We start from the raw sequence: 17312 nt of genomic DNA, 5'->3' as shown, positions 1-17312 counted from the left end.
AACACCGTGGCCGCAACGGTTTTCTATCTCGACGAGATCCCGCAGGTCGGTGCGGTCGCGGTGCTCGACGGCCCGGAGGGCCGGCATGCCGCGACCGTGCGCCGGATCCGGGTCGGGGAGCCGATCACGCTCTCGGACGGTGCCGGCCTGCTCGCCGAATCCGAGGTCGTGGCCGCCGGGCGGGATCGGCTGGAGCTGAAGGTTCGCGATCGGGTGGTCGCGCCGCCGGTGTCGCCCGCGGTGACGGTCGTGCAGGCGCTGCCGAAATCGGATCGGTCCGAACTCGCGGTGGAGCTGATGACCGAGGCCGGTGCCGACGTGATCGTGCCGTGGCAGGCCGCGCGCTGCGTCGCGAACTGGGAGGCCAAGGCGCGCAAGGGGGTCGAGAAGTGGCGTGCGGCCGCGCGTGCGGCCGCCCGGCAGTCGCGACGGGCCTACATCCCCGCGGTCGCCGACCTGCATCGGACCGGTGACGTGCTGGATCTGGTGCGCCGGACCGTGGCGGACAACGGCATCGCGATCGCGCTGCACGAGTCCGGCACCGCGCGGTTCGCCGGCCTGCCGTTCGACGCGGACCGCATCGTGTTGATCGTCGGGCCCGAGGGGGGCCTCGCCGACGACGAGCTCACGGCGCTCGAGGCGGCCGGCGCGCACATCGCCTTGCTCGGCCCGACCGTGCTGCGCACATCCACCGCGGCGGCGGTCGCCCTCGGCGCCCTGGGCGCCCTCACCCCGCGCTGGTAGCCGTCGCCGCCTCCGGCTCGGCCGTCCCGGTGCGGGCGAGCGTTGCCGTGAGCGCGGCCGCGGCGGCGATCAGCACGCCCACGTACACCGCCAGCCCCGCCCATCCGTGGCCGCTGTAGGCCAGGCCGGCCAGCGCTCCCACGATCGAACTGCCGACGTAGTAGGCGAACAGGTACAGCGACGATGCGGCCGCGCGATTGCCGGCGGCCGTCGCGCCCACCCACGCGCTCGCCACCGCGTGCGCGCCGAAGAAGCCGGCGGTGAACAACAGCAGTCCGGCCAGCAGGACCGGCAGGTGGTCCGGAACGGTGAGCAGCAGGCCGGTACCCATCGTCGCGATCGAGATCGCCAGCACGGGCAGCCGGCCGAGCCGATCGGCCAGCCGCCCGGCGGCGGTGGACGACATGGTGCCCGACAGATACATCAGGAAGACCGAACCCGCTGTGGCAGCCGACAATCCGAACGGCGATTGGGTCAGCCGGTAACCGAGGAAGTTGTAGACGGCGACGAAGCCGCCCATCAGGACGAAACCCAGACCGAACAGCGGGAGCAGCGCGCGGTTGCGCAGGTGTCCGGCGAGATCCGCGGCCAGGACGCGGATACCCAGCGGCTGCGGTTCGAAATGCCGTGAGGGCGGCAGCAATCGAACGAACCACAGGGTGCACCCGGCCGCGGCCACCGCGAAAACGGCCGCGCCCCAGCGCCACGACGCCAACTCCAGGACGAATGCGGGAATCAGGCGGCCGGTGAGCCCGCCCACCGTCGTCCCCGCGACGTACACACCCATGGCGGCGCCGAGGCCGGCGGAGCCGATCTCCTCGGCCAGGTAGGCCATTGCCACGGCCGGAACGCCGGCGACGGCGATGCCCTCGACCGCCCGGCCGGCCAGGAGCAGTTCCAGATTCGGGCTGAACGGCAGCAACAGCCCCAGGACGCTGGTGGTCACCGCGGACACGATCATCACCCGGGTGCGTCCGAAGCGTCCCGAGAGCACGCTCACCGGAACGATGGCCACGGCGAGCAGGCCCGTCGTCAAGGAGACCGCGAGCGCCGCCCGGGCAGGTGAGGCGCCGAAGGCCGCGGACAGGCTCGGCAACAGCGCCTGCGCGCTGTACATCGATCCGAAGGTGGTCAGCCCGGCCGCGAACAGGGCGAGGGTGATCCGCCGCTCACGGCGCGCGGTCTCGGCGGAACGGGCGGGTGCGGTGGTCACGGTCGCGGTCACGACAACCACGGTGGCCCCGAATCGCTAAGAAATGAAATGCATAATGATCGGTAAGTTGATGCTCATGCGGCATTAGCAGAGCTGAGCCCGGGGAGGTGCGCCGTGCCGAGTGACGATTTGCACTGGTTTCTGACCCTCGCCGAACTCGAGCGGGTCGGCGCGGCGGCCGACCGGCTGCGCCTCGCTCAGCCGACCCTGTCGCGGATGCTCGCCCGGCTGGAACGCCGCCTCGGCACCCAACTGTTCGATCGGCACGGAAAGCGGCTGACCCTCAACGAATCCGGGCGCATCTTCTACGAACACGCCCGCCGCGCCCAGGCCGAACTGGATGCGGCCGGGCGGGCGCTCGCCGACCTGTCCAATCCGGCGCGCGGCACGGTGCGGCTGGCGTTCCTGCACTCCTTCGGCGGCCGGGTGGTTCCCGAACTGATCGCGGGCTTCCGCCGGATGTCGGGCCGGATCACCTTCCGCCTGGACCAGGGGCCGGCGAATCTCGTCGCCGCCGAAGTGCTCGACGGCACCGCGGACCTCGGTCTGACCTCGCCGCAGCCGGTGCTGCCCGGGCTCGGATGGCGGCCCCTGTTCCGCCAGCGCCTCGCCCTGGGCGTACCGGTCGACCACCGCCTGGCGGGGCGGCGGCAGATCCGGCTCGCCGAGGCCGCGGACGCCGAATTCATCGCCATGCCAACCGGTTACGGTATGCGGCGAATTCTCGAAGACCTCTGCGCCACAGCCGGTTTCCGCCCGCGGATCGCGTTGGAATCCAGCGATCTGGTCACCGTCTCCGGATTGGTCGCGGCGGGTCTGGGAGTGGCTTTGCTGCCCTTGGAAGAACCCGCTGTCCGCGGACCGCAACCGGGTCCGGTCCTGGTGCCGCTGTCCGATCCGGGCGCCGCGCGCGCGGTCGGGCTGATCTGGTCGGCCGATGCGGCACCGGGTGCGGCCGTGCGCACCTTCCGGGATTTCGCCGTGGAGTGGGCGGACCGGACCCGCTCGGTGAACGGCGGGTGACAGCGGTCACTCCGCTCGGTTACCGCCCGCTGAGCTGGGGCGGGAGATCAATTCACTGGGCGGTGTCGGTGCCGCGCGATAGACTTTGTATACATCGAGACCATTCGTTCGAGACCGGAAAGTAGGCTATAGCCCCTTTTGCGAACATCAGGCGATATCGGCGACCCGACAACACCCACGACCGGCATCGGAGCCGGTGCCGGCGGCAACGGTAACGGCTCGGGACCAGCGGCCCGGATGGTGCGTTCCAGCATCGAACTCGCCCCGGAATCCGTCTTCGGTTTTCTCGGCTCCGCCGATGCGAACCTGCGGGAACTCGAAGGTCTCCTCGATGCCGACATCCACGTCCGCGGGAACTCCGTCACCCTCACCGGTAAGGCCGCCGATGTCGCGTTGGCCGAACGGGTGGTCGAGCAGCTGGTCGCGTTGACCGCGCACAACCGGGTGGTGACCCCCGAGGCGGTGCGGCACACCGTATCGATGCTTACCGAGGGCTCCTCGGATTCGCCGGCCGAGGTGCTGAGCCTGGACATCATCGCGCGCCGCGGCAAGACCATCCGGCCCAAGACGCTGAATCAGAAGCGCTACGTCGACGCGATCGACGAGCACACGATCGTCTTCGGGATCGGTCCGGCCGGTACCGGTAAGACCTACCTCGCCGTCGCCAAGGCGGTGCAGGCGCTGCAGAGCAAGCAGGTCACCCGCATCATCCTCACGCGGCCGGCGGTGGAGGCCGGAGAGCGGCTGGGTTTCCTGCCGGGCACGCTGAACGAGAAGATCGACCCGTATCTGCGTCCCCTCTACGACGCCCTGCACGACATGATGGATCCGGAGGCGATTCCGAAGCTGATGGCCTCGGGCGTGATCGAAGTCGCGCCGCTGGCGTATATGCGCGGTCGCAGCCTGAACGATTCGTTCATCATTCTCGACGAGGCGCAGAACACCACCCCGGAACAGATGAAGATGTTCCTCACCCGGCTGGGCTTCGGCTCCAAGATCGTGGTGACCGGCGATATCACGCAGGTGGATCTGCCCGGCGGTACCCGATCCGGACTGCGGGTGGTCAGCGACATCCTCACCGATATCGACGATATCCACTTCGCCGAGCTGACCTCTAGTGATGTGGTCCGGCACCGGCTGGTCTCGGAGATCGTCGACGCTTACGACCGCTACGAATCGGATGCGCGCCCGCAGATGACTCGGCACTATCCGGGCGGCAACCGCGCGCAACGCCGGGCCGCGGATCGAGCGGCTCGCCGCTGAGCGGAAGCATCCGGCTCGCTGTCCCGGAGGTGGCTCGCGGCTGGCATGCCGAGCGGCTCGCCGCTGTGTCGGTCTGAGCGGCTCGCCGCTGTGCTGATGACGAGCCCCGGTAGGTACCCCATTAGGCTGGCAGGGTGAGTATCGAGATCGCCAACGAGTCGGGCATCGACGTATCCGAGCAGGATCTGGTGAGCGTCGCGCGGTTCGCGATCGAACGGATGGATGTTCATCCGGCCGCCGAGTTGTCGATGGTGCTGGTCGATCTCGACACCATGGCCGACCTGCACATGCGCTGGATGGACCTGCCCGGACCGACCGATGTGATGTCGTTCCCGATGGACGAACTGGAACCGGGCGGTCGTCCCGACGGCGCCGAACCGGGGCCGTCGATGCTCGGCGATATCGTGCTGTGCCCGGAATTCGCCGCGGCCCAGGCCGCCAAGGCCGGGCATTCCCTGGATCACGAACTGGCCCTGCTCACCGTGCACGGAGTCCTGCATCTACTCGGCTACGACCACGCCGAGCCGGAGGAGGAGAAGGTGATGTTCGGCCTGCAGAACCGGTTGCTGGCCGAATGGTACGAGAGCCTGCGCGAGGCAGCCCGCCGCGCCGAACTGGCCGAACGTGACCGTCGCCTGCTCGGCAAGACGGGCTTCACCGCCCCGGGCGACCCCTTGGGCCCGGCATGAGCGGTCAGGGCCGGAGGCGGCAGCGTAGCGTCACCACGCAGGCCCCCGCTCGTGCCGCGGTTGGATACAGCATGAGCGGTCAGGGCCGGAGGCGGCAGCGCTGTTCGGGGGATCTTCGTGTCGAGGGCAGAGCGTGAATTCGCTGGTTCCACTGCTGCTGGCGATCCTACTGGTGCCGGTCGGCGGTGTTTTCGCGGCGATCGATTCGGCGTTGATGACGGTATCCGCGGCCCGGGTCGACGATCTGGTTCGCGCCGATCGTCCCGGCGCGCGTCGGCTGGCCAGGGTGACGGTCGACCGGCCGCGCTATGTGAACCTCATGGTCCTGCTGCGGCTGACCTGCGAGATCGCGGCGACGGTGCTGCTGGTGGCCGCGCTCAGCGAGGTGCTGAGCTGGGGGTGGGCGCTGGCGGTCACGGCGGTGGTGATGGTGGTGGTCGACTATGTCGTCATCGGTGTCGGCCCGCGCACTCTGGGCCGGCAGCACGCCTATTCGATTTCGTTGGCCGCGGCGCTGCCGGTGCAGGCGATCGGTGCTCTGCTCGGCCCGGTCAGCCGGCTGCTGATCATGATCGGTAACGCCATCACGCCGGGACGGGGTTTTCGCAACGGCCCGTTCGCTTCCGAGGTGGAGCTGCGCGAGATCGTCGATATGGCGCAGCAGAGTGGGGTGGTCGATTCCGAAGAACGCCGGATGATCCAGTCGGTGTTCGAACTGGGTGACACCGCGGCCCGCGCGGTGATGGTCCCGCGCACCGAGATGGTGTGGATCGAGGCGGACAAGACGGTGGCGCAGGCGATGTCGCTGGCGGTGCGGTCCGGTCATTCGCGCATCCCCGTGATCGGCGAGAACGTCGACGACATCCTCGGCGTGGTCTATCTGAAAGATCTTGTGCCGTATGCGGATCGGGGCCGCGCCGTGCGGGTTCGGTCGGTGATGCGCCCGGCCGTGTTCATCCCCGATTCCAAACCGCTCGACGCTCTGCTCGACGAGATGCAGCGGCGGCGCAACCATATGGCGCTACTGGTCGACGAGTACGGCGGGATCGCCGGTCTGGTCACCATCGAGGACGTGCTCGAGGAGATCGTGGGCGAGATCGCCGACGAGTACGACACCGATGAGATCGCTCCGGTGGAGAATCTGGGCGACGGGGTGTTCCGGGTTTCCACCCGGCTGCCGGTGGAGGATCTGGGCGAGCTGTTCGGTTTGCAGATCGAGGACGAGGACGTCGATACCGTCGGCGGCATGCTCGCGCACACCCTGGGCCGGGTGCCGCTGCCGGGTTCGGAGGTGGTGGTGCACGGATTGCTGCTGCAGGGCGAGGGTGGCGCCGATGCCCGCGGCCGGGTACGGGTGCATACCGTCCTCGCGCGGCGCGCGGCCGAATCCGAGGACGAGGCCGGGGCGTCGGACGCGGCGGGGGATTCGAAACATCGGGGGCGGGACGAGACATCGAAAATCGAGGATGGAGCTGGCGATGAGCGATCGTGATACCGCCGAACTGAATGCCGAGGACAACAAGCTGCTGGTCCTGGCCCGCGGTGCGATGGGACGCACCGGCGGTGGGTCGGGCGCGGCGGTCCGCGATACCGACGGCCGCACCTACGCGGCCGGCGCGGTCGAGTTGAACGCGCTGTCGCTGACCGCCTTGCAGGCCGCGGTCGCGGCCGCGATCTCCAGCGGCGCCGAGGGCTTCGAGGCAGCCGTTCTGGTGGGCGGCCAGGAAGCCGATGCCGGGGTGGCGGCCGTGCGCGAGGTGAGCGCCGCGGCGGCGATCATCGTCACCGACCGCAAGGGCGCGACCTACCGCACTCTCGATTCGTCGACCGAGGCCGCGCGATGAGCGGGGCCGAACAGTCCGGCGGCGAATTCCGTTCCGGCTTCGTCTGTTTCGTCGGCCGGCCGAATACCGGCAAGTCCACGCTGACCAACGCGATGGTCGGGCAGAAGATCGCGATCACCTCGTCGCGGCCGCAGACCACCCGCCACACCATCCGCGGCATCGTGCACCGCGACCACGCCCAGCTGATCCTGGTGGATACGCCGGGACTGCATCGGCCCCGCACGCTGCTGGGGCAGCGGCTCAACGATCTGGTGCGCGACACCTACTCCGAGGTCGATGTCATCGCGCTCTGTATTCCGGCCGACGAGAAGATCGGGCCGGGCGACCGTTGGATCGTGCAGCAGGTCAAGCAGATGGCGCCGAAGACGACGCTGATCGGTGTGGTCACCAAGATCGACAAGGTGGACAAGCCGCAGATCGCCGAGCAGCTGCTGGCGGTCTCGCAGTTGCTGGGCCCGGAGGCCGAGGTGGTACCGGTCTCGGCGGCCAAGGGGGAGCAGGTCGAGCTGCTGATCGATGTGATCGCGGCGAAGATGCCCGAGGGTCCCGCTTTCTATCCCGACGGTGAGTTGACCGACGAGCCCGAGGAAACCCTGATGGCCGAGCTGATTCGCGAGGCCGCGCTCGAGGGTGTCCGCGACGAACTTCCGCATTCACTGGCGGTGGTGATCGAGGAGGTGCTGCCGCGTGAGGAGCACGAGGGCATGCTCGATGTGCACGCCCTGCTGTATGTGGAGCGGCCGAGCCAGAAGGCGATCATCATCGGTAAGGGCGGCGCGCGGCTGAAAGAGGTCGGTACCGCGGCGCGGAAACAGATCGAACACATTCTCGGCACCCGCATCTATCTGCATCTGCACGTGAAGGTGGCCAAGGATTGGCAACGCGATCCGAAACAGCTGGGCAAGCTGGGTTTCTGACGTCTCGATCCGCTGTTGCGCCGCAACCGGGATGGTTCGTCCGACGGTGCGCGTCGGCGTCGTCGTAGTCGAATTGTGATGTGCGGATCCGGTATTTCCGCAGGAGCGCGCGAACTGTGTGCGCACGCACATTGTGTTGCGGGCCTACGATCCTGGCGTGAAGTGGATGTCCCGGGCGTTCGGCTCGAAAGAGTTGCCGCCGCAAGTGCGTTCGGATCTGGAATCGGAAGGGATCGTCGTATTCGGCCCGGTGAGTGGATCGCTGGCCAGACGCAATTATCGGACCCCACTGCACTACGGTTCTTCCAGTTGGGAGAATATCGTCGGCGGAACCATCGGGATGAGCCGGAAGCGGCTGGTCATCTGGGGTAATCGCGAGGCTCTGGTCGATGTCTGGCTGGGCCATCCCGCCGTCACCATGGAATTGCAGGGGCCCGAGCGGATGCTCGTCGAGGCCGATCGCGGCGCCATCGACCCGATCCGCACCGGCTGGACCACCTTGCTGCTGCGCACGATCCACGCCCCGCGCATCGCGCAGCTCTACGCGGAAGGGCTGCCGCGCAGCGTCTGAGCGGGCGCGGGGGCGAATCTCGGGTGTGGCCGTGCCGGACGGTCGGCCCGGCGTGGGAGACTGTTGGCGTGTTGTTGTATCGGGACCAGGCGATTGTGCTGCGCCAGCACAAGCTGGGGGAGGCCGATCGCATCGTCACGCTGCTCACCCGTCAGCACGGGCTGGTGCGGGCCGTGGCCAAGGGTGTGCGCCGGACCCGGTCGAAATTCGGTGCTCGGCTCGAGCCGTTCGCCTACATCGATGTGCAGCTGTATCCCGGGCGCAATCTCGACACCGTCACCCAGGTGCATACCGTCGAGGCGTTCGCCGCCGATATCGTCGCCGACTACGGGCGCTACACCACCGCCTGCGCGGTGCTCGAAACCGCCGAGCGGCTCGCCGGTGAGGAACGGGCGCCCGCGCCGCGGTTGCACACCCTGACCGCCGGCGCCTTGCGCGCGATCGCCGCCGCCCATCGGCCCCCCGAACTGATCCTGGACGCATTTCTGTTGCGCGCCATGGGCTTCGCCGGCTGGGCGCCGGCGCTGGACGAATGTGCCCGCTGTGCCACCCCCGGCCCGCATCGCGCCTTCCATGTCGCCGCCGGGGGAGCGGTGTGCGTGCACTGCCGCCCACCCGGTTCGGCGACACCGGCGGTCGGTGTGCTGGAACTGATGAGTGCGCTCTACCGCGGCGAGTGGGCCGGACTCGACGCGGTCGCCGACTCCGTCCGCCGCCAGGCCAGCGGCCTCACCGCCGCCCATCTGCAGTGGCATCTGGAACGGCAGCTGCGAACCTTGCCGCTGATCGAGCGGTCGCGTCCGCACGAGGTGCTGGAACGGATGGATTCGCGAGTCGGCTGATTCGTCCTAGCCGAGCTCGGCCAGTTGCCCCACCGCGGGCGCCATCTGCTCGATCCAGGCCGCGGGGGATCCGGAGGTCGGGGTGATGATCACCGCGTCGATCCCCAGTTTCGCGTAATCGGCCATGGCCCGGACGAATTCGTCGCGCGTATCGGGTGTCGGGCGCGGGTTGTTGGCCATGATCGTGGTGCGGATGGTGCCGAAGTCGCGGCCCACGTCGTCGCAGTGGCGGCGGAGCACATCGAGCTTGTGCGCGACGTCCTCGGGCGAGGAGCCGAACAGATTGCACGCGTCGCCGTACTGTGCGACCAGGCGCAGCGTCTTCTTCTCGCCGCCACCACCGATGAGGACCTTCGGCCGGTTGATCGGCTGCGGCGAGCACAGGGTCTCCGCCAGCCGGTAGTACTTACCCTCGAACGGTCCGTTGTTCTGCGGATCCCACATCTGCGCACAGATCCGCAGCGTCTCCTCGAGTCGCTCGAACCGCTCGGCGATCGGCGGGAAGTCCACGCCGAGCCCGCGATGTTCACGTTCGAACCAGGCCGCGCCGATGCCGAGCGTCGCCCGCCCGCCGGACAGGACGTCGAGGGTGGTGACGATCTTGGCCAGCAGCCCCGGGTGCCGATAGGTCACGCCGGTGACCAGAAGTCCGAGATCGATCGTGGTGGTGTGCGCGGCCAGGTAGCCGAGCGTGGTGTAGCCCTCCAGCATGTTCGCCTCGGCCGGCAGTCCGGTCGGCTCGATCTGGAAGTAGTGATCCATGAACGACAGCCAGGTGGCTCCCGCCGCCTCCGCCGCCTGCCCGACCCGCGCCAGTTCGCCGGCGATGGCGGTCGTGCCTCCGTCGATATCGAAGATGGGAATGTGGAATCCGAGCTCCATCGAATCTCCTGGTCAGTGACTGACATGTAGTCCCCACGCTATGTGCTGGAGCGCACTCCAAGTCAAGTCTTTCCGCCCGGGCTTCGACGGTCGGCTCCGAGGCGGGCCGCACCGGAATTCATCCGTCGGCTGTGCGCGATCTCGAGCCGGCCGACAAGGCCTTCGGGGTCTGGGCGGGCGTCGGCGTCGAACGGTGATCGAGAGCCCCGGCCGACTCGCTCACCGCGGTGTTGCAGGATAGGTGGCGTGATCGGTAACCGCTCCCAGTCCACTCGCACGATTCGTCCGCCGTCACCGCACCCGTCGGGCGCGACCCCGCCCGCCCTGCCGCCGGAGTTCGTGCCCAAGCATGTGGCCCTGGTGATGGACGGTAACGGTCGCTGGGCGCAGGATCGCGGTCTGCCGCGCACCGCCGGACACGAGCGCGGCGAGGCGGTGCTGATGGATACCGTCGAGGGCTGCATCGAGATCGGCGTGAAATGGCTGTCCGCCTACGCCTTTTCGACCGAGAACTGGCGGCGTAGCCCCGACGAGGTGCGCTTCCTGATGGGCTTCAACCGCGACGTGATCCGCCGCCGTCGCGACGAGATGCACGAGATGGGCGTGCGGGTGCGCTGGGCCGGTCGGCGCCCGCGCCTGTGGCGCAGCGTGATCAAGGAATTGGAGATCGCCGAGGAGCTCACCAAGGACAACACGGTGATGACCCTGACGATGTGTGTCAACTACGGTGGCCGCGCCGAAATCGCCGACGCGGCACGGGAAATCGCGCGGCGGGCGGCGGCCGGGGAGCTCGATCCGGAGAAGATCACCGAGTCGACCTTCGCCAAATATCTGGATGAACCGGATATGCCGGATGTGGATCTGTTCCTGCGTCCGTCGGGCGAATTGCGCAGTTCCAATTTCCTGATCTGGCAGTCGGCCTATGCCGAATTCGTCTTTCAGCACACCTTGTTCCCGGATTTCGACCGGCGCGACCTGTGGGAGGCCTGTGTGGAGTACGCCAAGCGCGATCGCCGGTTCGGTGGCGTCAAGTGAGCAACGATCTGACCATTGCCCGGCAGCTCCAGGACCAGGCCGCCGCCTGCCTGCGCAGCTGCAATATCGCGGTGCGCGAGGAGGAGGGCGGCGCCCTCGGCTTCGAATACGAGGGTGCGCTGTGCTCGCTGCGCGGGGTGACGCTGGCCCCCGGCCTGGACGTGCTCACCCTGACCTGCGTGCTGGCCTGGGATCGGCCGCTGAAACCGCAACTGCACAAGCGCGTCGCGGACCGTAACAACGCGCTGCAGTTCGGCTCCCTGACGATCATCGACCGCGAGAAGCAGGCCGACGTGCTGCTGCGCTACACCTTCCCGGCGGCCGGGCTCGACAACGACGCGCTCGCGACCATGCTGTTGCTGGTGCTGTCGGGGGCGGGCCGGGCGCGGCAGGGCTTGGTGCCCTGATATCCGCGATATCCGCCGCCGACTCGGTCACCGGGTGAGCGCGGCGGGCAGCGGATACTCGGCGAGTGCGCCGGTGGCCGCCGACCGGCCGCTCAACCAGGTGAAGACGCCGGACATCACCGAGGTCGACAGCACCCGATAGGTGAGGTCGCGACGCCGGATGCGCCACCGGGTGGCAGGGGCCAGAAAGGCGCCCGCGCCGGTGGCGAACCGCTGTGACTTCTCGACCGCCGGTCGCATGATCTGCTCGTAGCGGGCGAAGGCCCGGCGATGATCCCCGTCCGCGGCCGCGAGCTCACCCGCCAGCGTGTAGGCGCCCAGCATCGCGTGCCCGGTCCCGTTGCCGCCGGGGCCGGCGCACCACGCGGCGTCACCCAGCAGGGCTACCCGCCCGGCGGACCAGCGATCGAGCCGGATCTGGCTCAGCGAGTCGAGGTAGAGATCGGTGGCGTCGGCCAGCGCCGCGAGCAGTTCCGGCGCCTTCCATCCGGTTTCGGCGTAGTGCCGGTGGATGAAACGCTTCTGTGCCTCGATATCGTGGCGGTCCAATTCCGCTGGGGGAGCAGCGAATACGAAGCCCACCTGGGCACGAGCGCGGTCCCGGGCGCTGGCGACGGACAGGTAGCGGCCCGGCTCGTTGTAGATCAGACCGCGGTGGTCCAGGCCGAAGGTGTTGGGCGTGCTGAACGCGGCCACGTAATAGCCCAGGTCGCGCCGGAACCGCTGTTCCGCGCCGAACACCAACTGCCGCACCCCGGAATGCAACCCGTCGGCGCCGACGACGAGGTCGTAGTCGCGGGTTCCGGCGTGGGCGAAACGGACGGTGACGCCGTCCTCGCTGCTCTGATCGATCGCGGTGATGCGGTCGCCGAAGACGTAGTCGGCGTGGGTTGCGCTGTGCTCGTAGAGGATTCGCGCCAGATCGCCGCGGTCGATCTCGACCTCGCCGCTGAACAGCGCGGACGGGAACCGGGTGCGGGTGCGGCTCGCGGCGTCGACCACCAGCTGATCACCCATGCCGGTCGCGTTGGACCGGATATCGGCGAGTACGCCCATGCGTTCCAGCAGGGTCATCTGGTCGCCACGGAAGTCGACCGCCGCACCGCCGCCGGCTCGGAGGACGGGCGATTGCTCGACCACGGTCACCCGGTGGCCGAGACGGCCCAGCCAGTACGCCAGTGACGGCCCGCCGATCCCGGCGCCGGAAATCAGGATGGACAGGCTCATGAGTACTCCTTCGTTCGATGCGGTCACCGAGACCATACAATCGTCTTATCCAAATGGTCAATCCAATTGGATAAAACGCTTGGAGAAGCGGTTGGTTAGCATCGCCACCATGGGAAACCGCGAGGATCTGCTGGCCGGAGCACTGGCCTGTCTGAAGGAGAAGGGGTGGGCACGCACCACGGTGCGCGATATCGCCGCCGCGGCGGGGGTCAATCACGCCGCCATCGGCTATCACTTCGGATCCCGGGACGCCCTGCTGATCGAGGCGTTCTCCCGAGCTATGGAGGAGTGGGGGCAGCGGATCCAGGAGGCGACCCTCGCCGCACTCGATTCCGCCGCCGATCCCCGGCAGCGCTACGAGGCGTTCTGGCGGCACACGATCGCGTCCTACAGCGAGAACCGGCAGCTGTGGCTGGCATCGATCGAGGCCGGGGTGGAAGCGGAACGCTCACCGCGCGTGCGCGAGCTCATGACGCATGCGCTGCGAGAGGGGCGCAGCGGGCTCGCCGCCGGGCTGCTCGGTGTCCCCGAGGAGGCCGTCGACGATCGAGCCGTGCGCACGATCGGCGCGCTGCAGATGGCGCTGATGTCCGGTGTGCTCATGCAGTGGACCCTCGACCCGGAACACGCGCCGACCGAGCGCGATATCGCCGAGGGGCTCCTCGCACTGGCGGATCGGCTCGGCGAGGGACGGAAACCTCTGTCGCAGTAGGTGATTCGCTGTGGAACCGGGTCAGTGCGCGATGCGCGCGCACTCGCGGCAGGTGCCGAACACCTCCATGGTGTGACTGATGTCGGTGAAGCCGTGCTCGCCCGCGATCGTCTCGGCCCAGGCCTCCACCGTCGGCCCCTCCACCTCGACGGTGCGACCGCACCGCCGGCACACCAGATGGTGGTGGTGGCCCTTCGAGCACTGCCGGTACACGGACTCGCCCGTGTCGGTGCGCAACACGTCGACCTTGCCCGCGTCGGCCAGGGATTGCAGCGTGCGGTACACCGTGGTCAGGCCGATGCCCTCGCCGCGGCGGCGCAATTCGTCGTGCAGTTCCTGCGCCGACCGGAACTCCTCGATATCGCCGAGCAGCGCGGTGATCGCGCTGCGCTGGCGGGTGCTGCGAATACCGACCTTCTCGGCTGTGCCCGTCTTCTCCGGCACGGTCATCCTTCCTCGGCGTGTGCGACGGCGTCGACGACGATGCGTGCCAGATGGTCGTCGACCAATTCGTAGATCACCTCGCGGCCGGTGCGTTCGCCACGCACCACTCCCGCGGACTTCAGAATGCGCAGGTGCTGGCTGACCAGAGGTTGCGTCACGCCCAGCGTATCCACCAGTTCGTGCACGCAGCGCGGCGATTCCCGCAGCTGCAGCACGATTGCGATCCGCACCGGCGCCGCCAGTGCCCGCAGCAGCTCACCCGCATTGTCCAGCGTGGTGCGAGCCGGCACAGCCGGAGCGGTCGGGGCGCGATACGGGTACGGGTCGTGCGGGATCGGGGTGGGCGCCTCGACGGCGACGCGGCTTCGACGTGCGGGCACACCGCTGTCGGCGGTCATCGAACCAACTCCTTATTGGAAACCGATGCCATTATTGGTATGCACACGTGCGCATGTCAAGCGCGGCTCGCCGTCGATACTGCTTGGCGCCGGTCCTTCGGATGTCGCTAGGCTGGGGCGAATCGTTCAGCCCCATCATCCAGAGGGAGAGCTCGTACCGTGGCACCCAAGTCGAAGATCGACACCGTCGCGAATCTCGCCAAGCGCCGGGGCTTGGTCTACCCCAGCGGCGAGATCTACGGAGGGACCCGGTCGGCGTGGGATTACGGCCCGCTGGGTGTGGAGCTGAAGGAGAACATCAAGAAGCAGTGGTGGCGGGCCATGGTCACCAGTCGCGACGATGTGGTGGGTCTGGACTCCTCGATCATCCTGCCGCGCCCGGTCTGGGTGGCCTCGGGGCACGTCAGCGTGTTCAACGACCCGTTGGTCGAATGCCTGAACTGCCACAAGCGGCACCGGCAGGACCACTTGCAGGAGGCGTACGCCGAGAAGCACAAGATCGACGATCCGGAGACCGTGTCGATGGATCTGATCGGCTGCCCGGACTGCGGCACCGTCGGCAAGTGGACCGAACCGCGCGATTTCAACATGATGCTCAAGACCTACCTCGGACCGATCGAATCCGAAGAGGGCCTGCACTACCTGCGTCCGGAGACCGCGCAGGGCATCTTCGTCAATTTCGCGAACGTGATGACCACCGCGCGCAAGAAGCCGCCGTTCGGTATCGCGCAGATCGGCAAGAGCTTCCGCAACGAGATCACCCCGGGCAACTTCATCTTCCGCACCCGCGAATTCGAGCAGATGGAGATGGAATTCTTCGTCAAGCCGGGTGAGGACGAGCAGTGGCATCAGTACTGGATCGACACCCGCCTGGCCTGGTACACGGACCTCGGCATCGATGCGGAGAATCTGCGCCTGTACGAGCACCCGAAGGAGAAGCTCTCGCACTACTCGACCCGCACGGTCGACATCGAGTACCGCTTCCACTTCCAGGGCAGCGAATGGGGTGAGCTCGAGGGCATCGCCAACCGCACCGACTACGACCTGTCGACCCACTCGAAGCACTCCGGTACGGATCTGAGCTTCTTCGACCAGAGCACCAACGAGCGCTACACGCCCTACGTCATCGAGCCCGCGGCCGGTCTGACCCGCTCGCTGATGGCCTTCCTGATCGACGCCTACACCGAGGACGAGGCGCCGAATGCCAAGGGCGTCATGGAAAAGCGCACCGTCCTGCGTCTGGATCGTCGCCTCGCCCCGGTGAAGGCCGCGGTACTTCCGTTGTCGCGCAACGCCGATCTGTCGCCGAAGGCGAAAGACCTTGCCGCGCAACTGCGGAAGAACTGGAACGTCGATTTCGACGATGCCGGTGCGATCGGCCGTCGCTATCGCCGCCAGGACGAGATCGGCACCCCCTTCTGCATCACCGTCGATTTCGACACCCTCGAGGACCAGGCCGTCACCGTCCGCGAACGCGATTCGATGACCCAGGAGCGGATCGCGCTCGACCAGGTCGAGGGGTACCTCGCGCAGCGCCTGCTCGGCGCCTGAGTTCCCGGCCCGGGACGCCGACGGCGTCCCGGGCGGTTGCGCGCCGATCTCATCGTGGTGACCGGCGGTCGTCACCGCCGGGGACTTCCGCTTCGACGGCTGCAACGCCCGGATGCCACGCTCGCTGCATTCGGCGGCGGGTTCCCGAGCGCAAATCCCTTGTCCGGGAACGTCTCCCGATGCGGTACGTGCTGCCGACCCATTGGGACGATGTCGACTACCCGCTCGGTGAACCGGCCCGCGACACCGGCGGGCTGGAACCGCTCCGCCCGGCGGTCGCCGCTGTCGCGCCCGGGCCGGCATTCGTCCGGCTGGACCATGTGCAGACGTTCACGTCGGGTCGTTGGCGGGTATATCGGCACCGAAAATCGGGCAAAACCGAATACCCGGGCGGCGGCGAGATAATTCGTACGGGAATCCGCGCGCCGCGGAAATATCGTGGTGGTCCGCGCCGTTCCGGGCACTGAACACTCCGAGATCCGGCCGGTTCGTGGCCGGGTCAGGGTCCACGGTTCCGACGAAAGGTGCTGTCATGGCGCAGGCGGTCAAGTTCGATCGATACGGCGATCGCGACGTGCTGGAGGTACGCGAGGTACCGGATCCGCAGCCGGGTCCCGGACAGGTGGCCGTCGAGGTGGTCGCCGCGGGGATCAATCCGGGCGAGTCCAAGATCCGCACCGGCGCCCTGCACGAGCGGTGGCCGGCGACATTCCCCTCCGGCGAGGGCACCGATTTCGCCGGTCGCGTCGCGGCACTGGGGGAGGGGGTGAGCGGGATCGCGGTCGGCGACGAGGTCCTGGGGTTCAGCAACGAGCGTTCCAGCCACGCCAGCCGGGTCGTGGTTCCGGTCGACCAGGTGACGCCCAAGCCCGCCGGCCTGCCGTGGGAGGTCGCGGGCTCGCTGTACGTCGCGGGCACCACGGCCTTCGCCGCGGTGCGCGCGGTGAGCCCGGAAGCCGGCGATACGATCGCGGTCTCCGGGGCGGCCGGCGGGGTGGGAAGCATTGTGGTGCAACTGCTCCGGGCCCGTGACGTGACGGTGATCGGGATCGCCGGGCCGGACAACCAGGACTATCTGCGTGAGCTGGGTGTGCAGCCCGTCGAGTACGGTGACGGTCTCGCCGAACGCATTCGGACGCTGGCGCCGGGCGGTCTCGACGCCTTCATCGACACCCACGGCAACGGCTATGTGGAGCTGGCGCTGGAGTTGGGCGTGAAACCGGAGCGGATCGACACCATCATCGACTTCGCGGCGGTCGAGCGCTACGGCGTCAAGGCGGAGGGCAATGCCGCGGCCGACACCATCGACGTTCTCGCCCAGCTCGCCGAACTGGCCGCCGCCGGCACTCTGCGGATCCCGATCGCCGCCACCTATCCACTGGCGGAGGTGCGCGAGGCGTTCGCCGAACTCGAACGCGGCCACACCCGAGGCAAGATCGTGCTGTTGCCCTGATCCGGGCCGCCGTCGCCGCGGCGGAACCCGGGACGCACCATGACATCTGTCATGGTGCAGTCGTGACGCTCGGCCCAGGCACGGTGCCCGGCGCCCG

General features: G+C 68.3%; 19 protein-coding genes. 14 read left to right on the top strand and 5 right to left on the bottom strand.

The window, feature by feature from the left end:
• Positions 1-6 precede the first annotated feature (6 nt).
• A complete protein-coding gene (locus ON37_RS17635; protein ID WP_040720684.1) occupies positions 7-744 on the top strand; it encodes a 16S rRNA (uracil(1498)-N(3))-methyltransferase in 738 nt (245 codons plus the stop codon).
• Here ON37_RS17635 and ON37_RS17630 read toward each other — a convergent pair.
• The gene (locus tag ON37_RS17630) at positions 728-1969 is read right to left on the bottom strand and encodes an MFS transporter (protein ID WP_245553243.1); all 1242 of its coding nucleotides are present in this window, start codon (positions 1967-1969) and stop codon (positions 728-730) included. The two genes, ON37_RS17635 and ON37_RS17630, sit on opposite strands and share 17 nt — an antisense overlap.
• Before the next feature lie 102 nt (positions 1970-2071).
• Between ON37_RS17630 and ON37_RS17625 the strand changes: the two genes are divergently transcribed.
• From ON37_RS17625 to recO, 8 genes are all read left to right on the top strand, one after another.
• The gene (locus tag ON37_RS17625; protein WP_040720683.1) at positions 2072-2980 is read left to right on the top strand and encodes a LysR family transcriptional regulator; all 909 of its coding nucleotides are present in this window, start codon (positions 2072-2074) and stop codon (positions 2978-2980) included.
• Between the two features lie 237 nt (positions 2981-3217).
• The gene (locus ON37_RS17620; protein WP_051031709.1) at positions 3218-4243 is read left to right on the top strand and encodes a PhoH family protein; all 1026 of its coding nucleotides are present in this window, start codon (positions 3218-3220) and stop codon (positions 4241-4243) included.
• A 134-nt stretch (positions 4244-4377) separates the two neighbouring features.
• Positions 4378-4932 (top strand): rRNA maturation RNase YbeY, encoded by a 555-nt coding sequence (gene ybeY / locus ON37_RS17615; protein WP_040720682.1) that lies wholly within the window; start codon positions 4378-4380, stop codon positions 4930-4932.
• A gap of 133 nt (positions 4933-5065) precedes the next feature.
• The gene (locus ON37_RS17610) at positions 5066-6424 is read left to right on the top strand and encodes a hemolysin family protein (protein ID WP_051031708.1); all 1359 of its coding nucleotides are present in this window, start codon (positions 5066-5068) and stop codon (positions 6422-6424) included.
• Positions 6411-6776 (top strand): cytidine deaminase-like protein, encoded by a 366-nt coding sequence (locus ON37_RS17605; RefSeq protein WP_040720734.1) that lies wholly within the window; start codon positions 6411-6413, stop codon positions 6774-6776. The genes ON37_RS17610 and ON37_RS17605 overlap by 14 nt, the downstream gene beginning before the upstream one ends.
• Positions 6773-7693 carry a GTPase Era gene (gene era / locus ON37_RS17600; RefSeq protein WP_040720681.1) on the top strand — a complete coding sequence of 307 codons (921 nt, stop codon included), beginning with the start codon at positions 6773-6775 and terminating at the stop codon, positions 7691-7693. Before ON37_RS17605 ends, era begins: the two co-directional genes overlap by 4 nt.
• 157 nt (positions 7694-7850) lie before the next feature.
• Complete coding sequence (locus ON37_RS17595) at positions 7851-8264, top strand: hypothetical protein (protein ID WP_104394168.1); 414 nt, start codon at positions 7851-7853, stop codon at positions 8262-8264.
• Positions 8265-8332: 68 nt separating this feature from the next.
• A complete protein-coding gene (gene recO / locus ON37_RS17590) occupies positions 8333-9106 on the top strand; it encodes a DNA repair protein RecO (protein WP_040720679.1) in 774 nt (257 codons plus the stop codon).
• A 6-nt stretch (positions 9107-9112) separates the two neighbouring features.
• Here recO and ON37_RS17585 read toward each other — a convergent pair whose 3' ends face one another.
• Positions 9113-9988 carry an LLM class F420-dependent oxidoreductase gene (locus ON37_RS17585; protein ID WP_040720678.1) on the bottom strand — a complete coding sequence of 292 codons (876 nt, stop codon included), beginning with the start codon at positions 9986-9988 and terminating at the stop codon, positions 9113-9115.
• Positions 9989-10234: 246 nt separating this feature from the next.
• Here ON37_RS17585 and ON37_RS17580 point away from each other — a divergent pair, with 246 nt between their 5' ends.
• Both ON37_RS17580 and ON37_RS17575 read left to right on the top strand, forming a co-directional pair.
• Complete coding sequence (locus ON37_RS17580) at positions 10235-11023, top strand: isoprenyl transferase (protein WP_040720677.1); 789 nt, start codon at positions 10235-10237, stop codon at positions 11021-11023.
• Positions 11024-11037: 14 nt separating this feature from the next.
• The gene (locus ON37_RS17575; RefSeq protein ID WP_373282045.1) at positions 11038-11430 is read left to right on the top strand and encodes a hypothetical protein; all 393 of its coding nucleotides are present in this window, start codon (positions 11038-11040) and stop codon (positions 11428-11430) included.
• Between the two features lie 27 nt (positions 11431-11457).
• Here ON37_RS17575 and ON37_RS17570 read toward each other — a convergent pair whose 3' ends face one another.
• The gene (locus ON37_RS17570; protein WP_040720674.1) at positions 11458-12657 is read right to left on the bottom strand and encodes an FAD-dependent monooxygenase; all 1200 of its coding nucleotides are present in this window, start codon (positions 12655-12657) and stop codon (positions 11458-11460) included.
• Between the two features lie 109 nt (positions 12658-12766).
• Between ON37_RS17570 and ON37_RS17565 the strand changes: the two genes are divergently transcribed.
• Positions 12767-13369, top strand: coding sequence for a TetR/AcrR family transcriptional regulator (locus ON37_RS17565; RefSeq protein WP_040720673.1), 603 nt, complete (start codon positions 12767-12769; stop codon positions 13367-13369).
• A gap of 21 nt (positions 13370-13390) precedes the next feature.
• On the opposite strand, the gene ON37_RS17560 is transcribed toward ON37_RS17565, so the two are convergent.
• Together ON37_RS17560 and ON37_RS17555 are read right to left on the bottom strand one after the other, a co-directional pair.
• Positions 13391-13819: a Fur family transcriptional regulator gene (locus ON37_RS17560; protein ID WP_040720672.1), complete on the bottom strand. Its 429-nt coding sequence runs from the start codon at positions 13817-13819 to the stop codon at positions 13391-13393.
• Positions 13816-14211: an ArsR/SmtB family transcription factor gene (locus ON37_RS17555; RefSeq protein ID WP_025351935.1), complete on the bottom strand. Its 396-nt coding sequence runs from the start codon at positions 14209-14211 to the stop codon at positions 13816-13818. Before ON37_RS17555 ends, ON37_RS17560 begins: the two co-directional genes overlap by 4 nt.
• 159 nt (positions 14212-14370) lie before the next feature.
• On the opposite strand from ON37_RS17555, the gene ON37_RS17550 reads away from it, so the two are divergent.
• Complete coding sequence (locus tag ON37_RS17550; RefSeq protein WP_040720671.1) at positions 14371-15762, top strand: glycine--tRNA ligase; 1392 nt, start codon at positions 14371-14373, stop codon at positions 15760-15762.
• A gap of 532 nt (positions 15763-16294) precedes the next feature.
• Entirely contained in the window at positions 16295-17215 is a 921-nt protein-coding gene (locus ON37_RS17540; RefSeq protein ID WP_040720669.1) for an NADP-dependent oxidoreductase, read from the top strand.
• Positions 17216-17312 lie beyond the last annotated feature (97 nt).

The organism is Nocardia veterana NBRC 100344, assembly GCF_000308855.1.
Taxonomy (GTDB): Bacteria; Actinomycetota; Actinomycetes; order Mycobacteriales; family Mycobacteriaceae; genus Nocardia; species Nocardia veterana.
The sequence above is the reverse complement of the archived record's forward strand: the minus strand, read 5'-3'. Positions and strand labels throughout refer to the sequence as shown.

Excerpts from the sequence above, each read along its gene's own strand:
- era (WP_040720681.1), top strand. The coding sequence starts at position 6,773 with ATGAGCGGGGCCGAACAGTCCGGCGGCGAATTCCGTTCCGGCTTCGTC.
- ON37_RS17555 (WP_025351935.1), bottom strand. The coding sequence starts at position 14,211 with ATGACCGCCGACAGCGGTGTGCCCGCACGTCGAAGCCGCGTCGCCGTC.
- ON37_RS17585 (WP_040720678.1), bottom strand. The coding sequence starts at position 9,988 with ATGGAGCTCGGATTCCACATTCCCATCTTCGATATCGACGGAGGCACG.
- ON37_RS17605 (WP_040720734.1), top strand. The coding sequence starts at position 6,411 with ATGAGCGATCGTGATACCGCCGAACTGAATGCCGAGGACAACAAGCTG.
- ON37_RS17540 (WP_040720669.1), top strand. The coding sequence starts at position 16,295 with ATGGCGCAGGCGGTCAAGTTCGATCGATACGGCGATCGCGACGTGCTG.
- ON37_RS17620 (WP_051031709.1), top strand. The coding sequence starts at position 3,218 with ATGGTGCGTTCCAGCATCGAACTCGCCCCGGAATCCGTCTTCGGTTTT.
- ON37_RS17565 (WP_040720673.1), top strand. The coding sequence starts at position 12,767 with ATGGGAAACCGCGAGGATCTGCTGGCCGGAGCACTGGCCTGTCTGAAG.
- ON37_RS17570 (WP_040720674.1), bottom strand. The coding sequence starts at position 12,657 with ATGAGCCTGTCCATCCTGATTTCCGGCGCCGGGATCGGCGGGCCGTCA.
- ON37_RS17560 (WP_040720672.1), bottom strand. The coding sequence starts at position 13,819 with ATGACCGTGCCGGAGAAGACGGGCACAGCCGAGAAGGTCGGTATTCGC.